General features: G+C 39.9%; 10 protein-coding genes. All 10 read right to left on the bottom strand.

All coding sequences use genetic code 11. The annotated features are described in order from the left end of the window. A partial coding sequence (locus HMPREF9074_RS04385; protein ID WP_002673751.1) for a DUF2795 domain-containing protein occupies nucleotides 1–221 on the bottom strand: 221 nt, incomplete at its 3' end. 104 nt (nucleotides 222–325) lie between these two features. Beyond that, a complete protein-coding gene (locus HMPREF9074_RS04390; protein ID WP_231121882.1) occupies nucleotides 326–679 on the bottom strand; it encodes a hypothetical protein in 354 nt (117 codons plus the stop codon). Between the two features lie 82 nt (nucleotides 680–761). Next, nucleotides 762–2,006 (bottom strand): efflux RND transporter periplasmic adaptor subunit, encoded by a 1,245-nt coding sequence (locus HMPREF9074_RS04395; protein ID WP_009392546.1) that lies wholly within the window; start codon nucleotides 2,004–2,006, stop codon nucleotides 762–764. A 137-nt stretch (nucleotides 2,007–2,143) separates the two neighbouring features. Continuing rightward, nucleotides 2,144–5,953: a DNA-directed RNA polymerase subunit beta gene (gene rpoB, locus HMPREF9074_RS04400; protein WP_009392545.1), complete on the bottom strand. Its 3,810-nt coding sequence runs from the start codon at nucleotides 5,951–5,953 to the stop codon at nucleotides 2,144–2,146. Between the two features lie 64 nt (nucleotides 5,954–6,017). Next, nucleotides 6,018–6,512 (bottom strand): hypothetical protein, encoded by a 495-nt coding sequence (locus HMPREF9074_RS04405; RefSeq protein ID WP_009392543.1) that lies wholly within the window; start codon nucleotides 6,510–6,512, stop codon nucleotides 6,018–6,020. Nucleotides 6,513–6,661: 149 nt separating this feature from the next. Further along, entirely contained in the window at nucleotides 6,662–7,039 is a 378-nt protein-coding gene (gene rplL, locus HMPREF9074_RS04410; protein ID WP_009392541.1) for a 50S ribosomal protein L7/L12, read from the bottom strand. Between the two features lie 54 nt (nucleotides 7,040–7,093). Then, nucleotides 7,094–7,609, bottom strand: a complete 516-nt coding sequence (rplJ, locus tag HMPREF9074_RS04415; RefSeq protein WP_009392540.1) for a 50S ribosomal protein L10 — start codon at nucleotides 7,607–7,609, stop codon at nucleotides 7,094–7,096. 23 nt (nucleotides 7,610–7,632) lie between these two features. After that, nucleotides 7,633–8,322, bottom strand: coding sequence for a 50S ribosomal protein L1 (gene rplA, locus HMPREF9074_RS04420; RefSeq protein WP_009392539.1), 690 nt, complete (start codon nucleotides 8,320–8,322; stop codon nucleotides 7,633–7,635). Nucleotides 8,323–8,334: 12 nt separating this feature from the next. Then, nucleotides 8,335–8,772, bottom strand: a complete 438-nt coding sequence (gene rplK / locus HMPREF9074_RS04425) for a 50S ribosomal protein L11 (protein ID WP_009392538.1) — start codon at nucleotides 8,770–8,772, stop codon at nucleotides 8,335–8,337. Nucleotides 8,773–8,836: 64 nt separating this feature from the next. Next, nucleotides 8,837–9,040: transcription termination/antitermination protein NusG (locus HMPREF9074_RS04430; RefSeq protein ID WP_034539793.1), on the bottom strand; the 204-nt coding region annotated here is incomplete at its 5' end.

Below are 9,040 nucleotides of genomic sequence, written 5' to 3' on the forward strand. Positions count from 1 at the left end.
TAATACTCATCTTCATTCCAAAGATAGTCCTCTTCTGACGGATAATCAGGCCAGATTTCATCAATAGATTCATACATATCTCCTTCGTCTTCAATTTCCTGAAGGTTTTCTACCACCTCCATAGGAGCACCTGTACGAATGGCATAATCAATAAGCTCATCTTTAGTAGCAGGCCACGGTGCATCACTTAAATAAGATGCAAGTTCTAATGTCCAATACATAATATGATAGGTATTATAATTTTTGCAAAAGTAATACTTTTTATTTATTATACAAAATAATTTGCTAATTTGCCCCAGCGTGTATAGCCTTTCTTCATTTTGTGCTACTCACAAAATATCAGAGCAGGTTCTTTCAGATATACATTTAGCACTACCGAATCTTTCTCTTTCAGCTTTATATTATTTATATACAAACCTTTATACCCTGAAAAAGTAGTGACTTGCACATCGTATTTTCTATTAGGAAGAAGATAAAAATTTTCTTTATAATTTGAAATAATAGGCAGTCCATTAATATGTAAATACAAATTACTAGTTGACAAAGAGCCGTCTCCTTCAAAAATTTTAATATTTAAAATACTTTTAACCGACGCCCTTTTACTTTTATAATAAGACAATGAGTAATCATCGCCTTTCTTGCCAATTTTCTCTTGATAAGGATCTATTTGCCTTTTCATAGAATTGCAACTACTAAGAAATATTAGAAGACTAATTACAAAGATTGTTAGGATTTGCTTTGCATTCATATTGCCAAATTTGCTAATTTGCTAATTTACTAACTTTTTCATTATTCTTAAGCGTCTTAGATATCACATTATAAGGCCCTGTGATAATCTCTTCATCTTTAGCTACCCCCGAAAGAATTTCTATATTCACATTATCCTGAATACCCGTAGTCACTGCTCTAAGCTCTGCCTTGCCATCTTTGTACACAAATACCGCCTCTTGTCGCTTATCAGCCTCTTCTTTAGGTGTTTTCTCGTCTATTTCCGACTTCTTTTTCACTATGATGGCACTAATAGGCACCACTACTATATCTTTTTTCGTTTGGGTAAGAATATCAACTGTAGCAGTCATCCCTGGGCGGAAAGGCGAATACCCTTCTTTTTTATCTTTCACAAGGTCAGTATACGAACTTTCTTCTATATGTATTTTCACTTTGAAGTTCGTTACTTGGTCAGCACTTGCGGTTGCATTAGCGGTGTTAGCTATGTTGGTTACCGTACCTTTAAAAGTGCGTTTAGGATAAGCATCAACTTCTACATTCACCTCTGCCCCATTGTTCACTTTCACTATATCGTTTTCATTCACATCTACTTCCACCTCCATACTACCGAGGTTAGCCACGCGCATAATCTCCGTACCGGTCATTTGTATGGTACCTACCACACGCTCGCCCAACTCTACACTGAGCTTAGAGATAGTACCGTCAGAAGGCGAATATATCTGTGTTTTCTTTAGGTTATCTTGCGCTTCTGATACGCTTGCCATTGCACTCTGCACGTTATAGCGTGCCGACTCGCGGGCAGCTTTAGCCATCTCGTAAGCCGAAACTATCTTATCCCATTCAGCCTTCGAAATCACCCCTTTGTCAAAGAGCAATTTATTGCGCTTGTAGTTTTCTTCAGCCTCTTTATAGCTTGCTTCCGATTGTTGTTGCGAAGCGCGTACAGTTTCAAGGCTTGCCAACACCCTATTGAGTCCTGACTGATAAATATCCGGATTTATACGCACTAATAGGTCGCCCTTTTTCACCGTTTGTCCCTCTTTTATAGGCAGTTCTATAATTTCACCCGATACCTCCGACGATAGTTTAATTTCCAACTCTGGTTGTATTTTACCAGTAGCCGATACTTTTTGCGTAAGGGTAGCTGCAGTAACCTTTTGAGTTTCAACTGATACCAATTCTTGGTCATCGCCAAACCATCCTGCTTTTTTACCAGCGATAAGCACGATGATAAACAGCAGTAGTACTAAAATGATAATAATAGTCTTTCTTTTCATAATACATAATCCGTTTTATGCAGCAAAGATAAAAAATAATTAATAATTGACAATTCATAATTTAAAAAAAATTCCGAACCACTGAATATCTCAATAGTTCGGAATTTTATCAACCATTAATTTTTAACAATTAATCCTTATTCTTCCAATCTTATATCTAATCCAAGACCTTTTAGCTCGTGCATCAATACGTTGAAAGACTCTGGCAATCCTGGTTCAGGCATTGTTTCACCTTTCACTATTGCCTCATAAGTCTTCGCACGACCTATTACGTCATCCGATTTTACGGTCAAGATTTCGCGTAGGGTACTCGAAGCACCATAAGCCTCTAATGCCCATACCTCCATCTCTCCGAAACGTTGTCCACCGAATTGTGCTTTACCACCTAATGGCTGTTGGGTGATGAGTGAGTACGGACCGATAGAACGCGCGTGCATCTTATCGTCAATCATATGTCCGAGCTTAATCATATAAATCACCCCTACGGTAGCTTTTTGGTCAAAGCGTTCACCAGTACCACCATCGTATAGGTAAGTGTGACCAAAGCGTGGTACGCCTGCCTCATCTGTCAGCTCATTGATTTGCTCTAACGAAGCCCCATCAAAGATAGGAGTGGCAAACTTCTTACCGAGTTTTTGTCCTGCCCAGCCGAGTACGGTTTCGTATATCTGACCGATGTTCATACGAGAAGGCACCCCAAGAGGGTTCAACACTATATCAACCGGAGTACCGTCTTCTAAGAATGGCATATCCTCATCGCGAACAATACGCGCTACGATACCCTTATTACCGTGGCGACCCGCCATCTTGTCTCCCACTTTCAGCTTACGCTTCTTAGCGATATATATCTTAGCCAATTTGAGGATACCTGCTGGCAACTCGTCTCCCACCGAAATGGTGAACTTATCGCGGCGCAACATACCTTGCAAGTCGTTTTCGCGAATGCGGTAGTTGTGCAATAGGTCGTCTATCAAACTGTTGATGTGCTTATCATCTGTCCAGCCTGATGAGGTAAGGTGAGTGTAGTCTTCAATAGCCTCAAGCACTTTTTTGGTATATTTCTTACCTTTAGGAACAATCTCTTCGCCCAAATCATTCACTACTCCTTCTGAAGTCTTTTCGTTTACTAACGAGAAGATTTTGTCGAGCAATTTACCTCTAAGAGCTTCAAATTTAGCTTGGTAATCAGCCTCTAAAGTAGCGATATCTTCTTTGTCTTTATTGCGTTTGCGTTTGTCTTTTACCGCACGCGAGAAAAGTTTCTTATCAATTACTACCCCGTAGAGCGATGGAGAAGCTTTTAGCGAAGCATCTTTCACATCACCAGCCTTGTCACCAAAGATAGCGCGTAGCAGTTTTTCTTCAGGGGTTGGGTCAGATTCTCCTTTTGGTGTGATTTTACCTATTAGTATATCACCTGGGCGTACTTCAGCCCCGATGCGTATCATACCATTTTCGTCCAAATCCTTAGTAGCATCTTCTGATACGTTCGGAATGTCATTGGTAAGCTCTTCAGCCCCTAACTTAGTATCGCGCACTTCCAATACATATTCGTCTATGTGGATAGAGGTGAATATATCATCGCGTACAGCTCGTTCCGAAATTACAATCGCATCCTCGAAGTTATACCCTTTCCAAGGCATAAACGCTACTTTCATATTGCGTCCTAAAGCTAATTCACCGTTTTCGGTAGCATAGCCTTCGCAGAGTACTTGTCCTTTTTTCACACGTTCACCTTTGTGTACGATAGGTTTTAGGTTGATACAAGTACCTTGGTTTGTTTTTCTAAATTTGATAAGGTTATACACCGTTTCATCAGGGTCAAAACTTACCAATTTTTGCTCGTCGGTACGGTCGTAAGTAATGATGATTTTTTCAGCATCTACATAATCTACTGTACCATCGCCTTCAGCATTCATCAGTACACGGGCGTCAGAAGCCACACGGCGTTCCAAACCAGTACCCACGATAGGTGCTTCAGGTTTCAATAATGGCACCGCTTGGCGCATCATATTCGAGCCCATCAGCGCACGGTTCGCGTCATCGTGTTCAAGGAACGGAATCAAAGAAGCCGAAATAGAAGCAATCTGGTTAGGCGCCACGTCTATATATTGTACCTCATTAGGTTCAATTACAGGGAAGTCCCCGTCTTCTTTTACTACCACTTTCTCCTCAGTGATGTTGCCATCAGCGTCTAAAGCGATATTCGCCATACCAATCTTAAGCCCTTCTTCATCTTCAGCAGTAAGGTAGGTCATATCTTTAAGATCTACATTACCATTGCTCACTTTGTGATAAGGCGTTTCGATAAAGCCCATACCATTCACTTTAGAGAACACCGCTAATGACGAAATAAGCCCGATGTTTGGACCCTCAGGGGTTTCAATAGGACACAAACGACCGTAGTGGGTGTAGTGTACGTCTCGCACCTCGAAGCCCGCACGCTCACGCGATAGACCTCCAGGTCCTAAGGCAGATAAACGGCGTTTGTGGGTAATCTCAGCCAATGGGTTAGTTTGATCCATAAACTGAGAAAGCTGGTTCGTACCAAAGAATGAGTTGATAACTGACGAAAGTGTCTTAGCGTTAATCAAGTCGATAGGAGTAAAGACCTCGTTATCGCGTACGTTCATACGCTCGCGGATAGTGCGCGCCATACGCGAAAGTCCTACACCAAATTGTGCTGCCAACTGCTCGCCTACCGTACGTACACGGCGGTTAGAAAGGTGGTCAATATCATCTACTTCGGCCTTAGAGTTGATAAGCTCAATAAGGTATTTTACGATAGTGATAATATCCTCTTTGGTAAGCACTTGCTTTTCCATAGGGGTATCAAGCCCTAATTTTTTATTGATACGATAACGCCCTACATCGCCCAAGTTATAACGTTGGTCTGAGAAGAACAGCTTATCGATGATACCGCGAGCCGTTTCTTCATCAGGTGGTTCAGCGTTACGCAGCTGTCGGTAGATGTGCTCTACCGCTTCTTTTTCAGAGTTGGTAGGGTCTTTTTGTAGGGTATTATGTATGATAGTATAGTCGGTAGCCTGACTATCTTCTTTGTGTAGCAAGATAGTTTTTACATCGGCATCGAGTATTTCTTGAATATTGTCTTCATCAAGCACCGTATCACGGTCGAGGATAATCTCATTACGCTCAATTGATACTACCTCTCCTGTATCTTCGTCTACGAAGTCTTCGTGCCAAGTGTTAAGCACACGAGCCGCTAAACGTCTGCCTATGTACTTTTTAAGCGCTGTTTTAGATACTTTTATCTCTTCAGCAAGGTCAAAAATCTCTAATATATCTTTATCGCGTTCAAAACCAATAGCACGGAAAAGAGTAGTTACAGGCAATTTCTTTTTACGGTCGATATAGGCGTACATCACGTTATTGATGTCGGTAGCAAATTCTATCCACGAACCTTTGAAAGGGATAATACGGGCAGAGTACAATTTGGTACCGTTAGCGTGAAACGACTGACCAAAGAAAACCCCTGGAGAGCGGTGCAATTGCGAAACTACCACGCGTTCGGCACCGTTGATAACGAATGTACCGCTAGTAGTCATATAAGGCACCGTACCCAAGTAAACGTCTTGTACGATAGTTTCGAAGTCTTCGTGTTCGGGGTCAGTGCAATAGAGCTTCAACCGAGCTTTTAGAGGGACGCTATAAGTAAGGCCACGCTCAATACACTCTTCAATAGAGTATCTTGGGGGGTCTACGAAATAGTCGAGAAATTCCAGTACGAACTGGTTACGAGTATCGGTTATAGGAAAGTTTTCTTTAAAAGTCTGATACAATCCTTCGTGCACTCGGTCTTCCGACTTAGTTTCCATCTGAAAGAACTCTTGAAACGATTTGATTTGAATATCCAAAAAGTCAGGATATTCAGGGGTGTGTTTCACGGAAGCAAAATTCACTCTTGCGGTTTGATTCGTAAGCATTTTCTTTACTTTAAATTATTGTTTAGTGCGTTAGTAGTAAGTCGTTATCATTAGTTGTTAGTCGTTATCCTCCTGTATAAATGTAGGCTATAGCTGTATTATCTTTATTTCTTGTTATTTCTACACCTTCATAAAAGTTATCATCGCCTAAATCTTTATTCAATGTTTGAATATGTACTTTCATCAGAAATTCATATCCTGAAAAACACTGTCCATTATTCGGCTCAATAGTAGCAGTAATCTCAGCGTAATAACGCCCATCATACTCTTCTGATTCACGTTCAAAAATAGTTTCATTATCTTCAAGCGTACTAACTCCATTACTCGCTAAACGCTCATTTGATAATAAGTCATCAGGAAATACATATGCTGTATAAGTTACTTCAATTTTAGGTTCTTCAATAACCACATCATCTAATTGCCATTCTTTTTCATTCTGAAGCTCTTCATTCATTAAAATGACATCTTTCTTAAACTCTTCTACACTTGCATATTGATGTAAATCTCTTTCACGGAAGTCCCAAAAAACATTATTTAAACGTTCAAGGTGTTTGCTCATTTTGTTTTATGTTTATTTGGCAGAAATATATTCTACCTAATATTGTTATTGTATTGTTTTGTGTGTTAGTTTTTATTTAAATTACAAAATGGTTTAGGTCTAATTCCTACTGAAAAAGACCTAAACCTTATAGGGTTTACTTAGTAAAATTATTTCAACTCTACTTCAGCTCCAGCTTCTTCTAAAGATTTTTTAAGCCCTTCAGCTTCTTCTTTAGAAACACCTTCTTTTACTTTTGAAGGAGCACCATCAACTACTTCTTTAGCTTCTTTTAGTCCAAGACCAGTAAGATCTTTTACTAATTTAACTACTGCTAGTTTGTTAGCACCTGCTGATTTAAGAATTACGTCGAATTCAGTTTTTTCAGCTGCTGCTTCACCAGCACCTGCTGCTGGACCTGCTGCTACTGCTACTGCTGCTGCTGCTGGCTCGATACCATATTCGTCTTTAAGGATTTGAGCAAGCTCGTTTACTTCTTTAACAGTTAAGTTTACTAATTGTTCTGCGAAATTTTTTAAATCTGCCATTTTTCTATCGTTTTTGTTTAATTGTTTATAAATAATTTTTGTGCGTTCTGTTTATTATTTTTCAGATAAAGTCTTGATGATACCGGCCAATTTGCCACCTCCTGACTTAAGAGCTGATACCACATTCTTAGCAGGTGATTGAAGCAATCCGATGATATCGCCAATAACTTCATTCTTAGATTTGATAGCTACTAACGCATCTAATTGGTTATCGCCTACATATACTGCTGAATCAATATAAGCTCCTTTTAAGATAGGTTTATCTGACTTCTTGCGGAACTCTTTAATAAGCTTAGCAGGTGCATTACCTACTTCGGCATACATAAGTGAAGAGTTTCCTTTTAGGATATTAGGTAATTCACCAAATTCCTTTTCTGAGGCTTCCATTGCTTTGGCAAGCAAGGTATTTTTAACTACTGCTAACTTGATATTCGCTTTGAAGCAAGCACGGCGTAAAGCACTTGTATCTTGCGCGTTCAAACCAGTTAGGTCTGTTACGTAAATAACATTGTTTTCAGCTAACTGAGCAGTTAAATTGTCTATTACTAATGATTTTTCTTCTCTTGTCATAATTTCGTTTTTTAACTAATCAATTAAACTGTTTTAGTATCTACAGCTACACTAGGGCTCATAGTTGATGATAAGTATATCGATTTCATATAAGTACCCTTAGCAGCAGTAGGTTTCATTTTTATCAACGTTTGCAATAGTTCATTGGCGTTGTCTACTAATTTCTCAGCAGAGAAAGACACTTTACCAATAGAAGCGTGTACGATACCGGTTTTATCTACGCGGAAGTCAATCTTACCAGCTTTTACCTCTTGTACAGCTTTACCTATTTCCATAGTAACGGTACCTGTTTTAGGGTTTGGCATCAATCCACGCGGACCAAGCACACGCCCTAAAGGACCTAATTTACCCATTACGGCAGGCATAGTTACGATTACGTCTACGTCTGTCCAACCGTCTTTTATCTTTTGTAGATATTCGTCTAACCCTACATAGTCAGCTCCAGCTGCTTTAGCTTCAGCCTCTTTATCTGGGGTTACCAAGGCGAGCACTCGCACATCTTTACCTGTTCCGTGAGGTAACGTAACTACGCCACGCACCATTTGGTTTGCTTTACGAGGGTCTACCCCTAAACGCACTGCAATATCCACAGAAGCATCAAATTTAGTGTAAGTGATTTCTTTGAGTAATGCAGAAGCCTCTTTAAGCGTGTAGAGCTTGTTTCTGTCTACTTTAGCAAGCGCTTCTTTGTGTTTCTTTGTCAATTTTGCCATAATGCTTTCCGATTAAAAAGGTTTTTCACCAGTTACTGTTATACCCATTGAGCGTGCCGTACCAGCAATCATACTCATTGCAGATTCGAGTGTAAATGCACTTAGGTCAGGCATTTTGTCTTCTGCAATTGCTTTCACTTGATCCCAAGTGATACTTGCTACTTTTTTACGGTTTGGCTCTCCGGAACCTCCTTTAACCTTAGCGGCTTCCAATAGCTGAACGGCAGCAGGCGCTGTTTTGATAATAAAGTCGAATGACTTATCTTTGTACACGGTGATAACTACAGGAATTACTTTTCCTTGTTTGTCCTGCGTACGAGCGTTGAACTGCTTGCAGAACTCCATAATATTAACACCGGCAGCACCTAATGCGGGTCCAATTGGTGGCGATGGGTTCGCTTGACCTCCCCGAGCTTGTAGTTTAACTACTTTACTAATTTCTTTTGCCATTGTTTATTATTAATAAATTATTTAAAATATACCCCTTTAGGAATACCTTTCAGGGACTTATAAGTTACAATTTTTCAACTTGGGTATAGTTGAGCTCTAAAGGTGTTTTTCTACCGAAAATCTTCACCATTACTTCCAATTTTCGCTTCTCTTCATTCACACGCTCTATTGTACCGTTAAAGCCGTTGAAAGGCCCCTCGATAAGTTTTACTACCTCGCCTACTTCAAAAGGTATAGCTACCGTTTCTACGGTTTCTGATAGCTCATC

This window comes from Capnocytophaga sp. oral taxon 329 str. F0087, from assembly GCF_000213295.2.
Classification (GTDB): Bacteria; Bacteroidota; Bacteroidia; order Flavobacteriales; family Flavobacteriaceae; genus Capnocytophaga; species Capnocytophaga leadbetteri_A.

Coding starts and splice junctions, on each gene's coding strand:
- HMPREF9074_RS04390 (WP_231121882.1), bottom strand. CDS start 679: ATGAAAAGGCAAATAGATCCTTATCAAGAGAAAATTGGCAAGAAAGGC.
- HMPREF9074_RS04395 (WP_009392546.1), bottom strand. CDS start 2,006: ATGAAAAGAAAGACTATTATTATCATTTTAGTACTACTGCTGTTTATC.
- rpoB (WP_009392545.1), bottom strand. CDS start 5,953: ATGCTTACGAATCAAACCGCAAGAGTGAATTTTGCTTCCGTGAAACAC.
- HMPREF9074_RS04405 (WP_009392543.1), bottom strand. CDS start 6,512: ATGAGCAAACACCTTGAACGTTTAAATAATGTTTTTTGGGACTTCCGT.
- rplL (WP_009392541.1), bottom strand. CDS start 7,039: ATGGCAGATTTAAAAAATTTCGCAGAACAATTAGTAAACTTAACTGTT.
- rplJ (WP_009392540.1), bottom strand. CDS start 7,609: ATGACAAGAGAAGAAAAATCATTAGTAATAGACAATTTAACTGCTCAG.
- rplA (WP_009392539.1), bottom strand. CDS start 8,322: ATGGCAAAATTGACAAAGAAACACAAAGAAGCGCTTGCTAAAGTAGAC.
- rplK (WP_009392538.1), bottom strand. CDS start 8,772: ATGGCAAAAGAAATTAGTAAAGTAGTTAAACTACAAGCTCGGGGAGGT.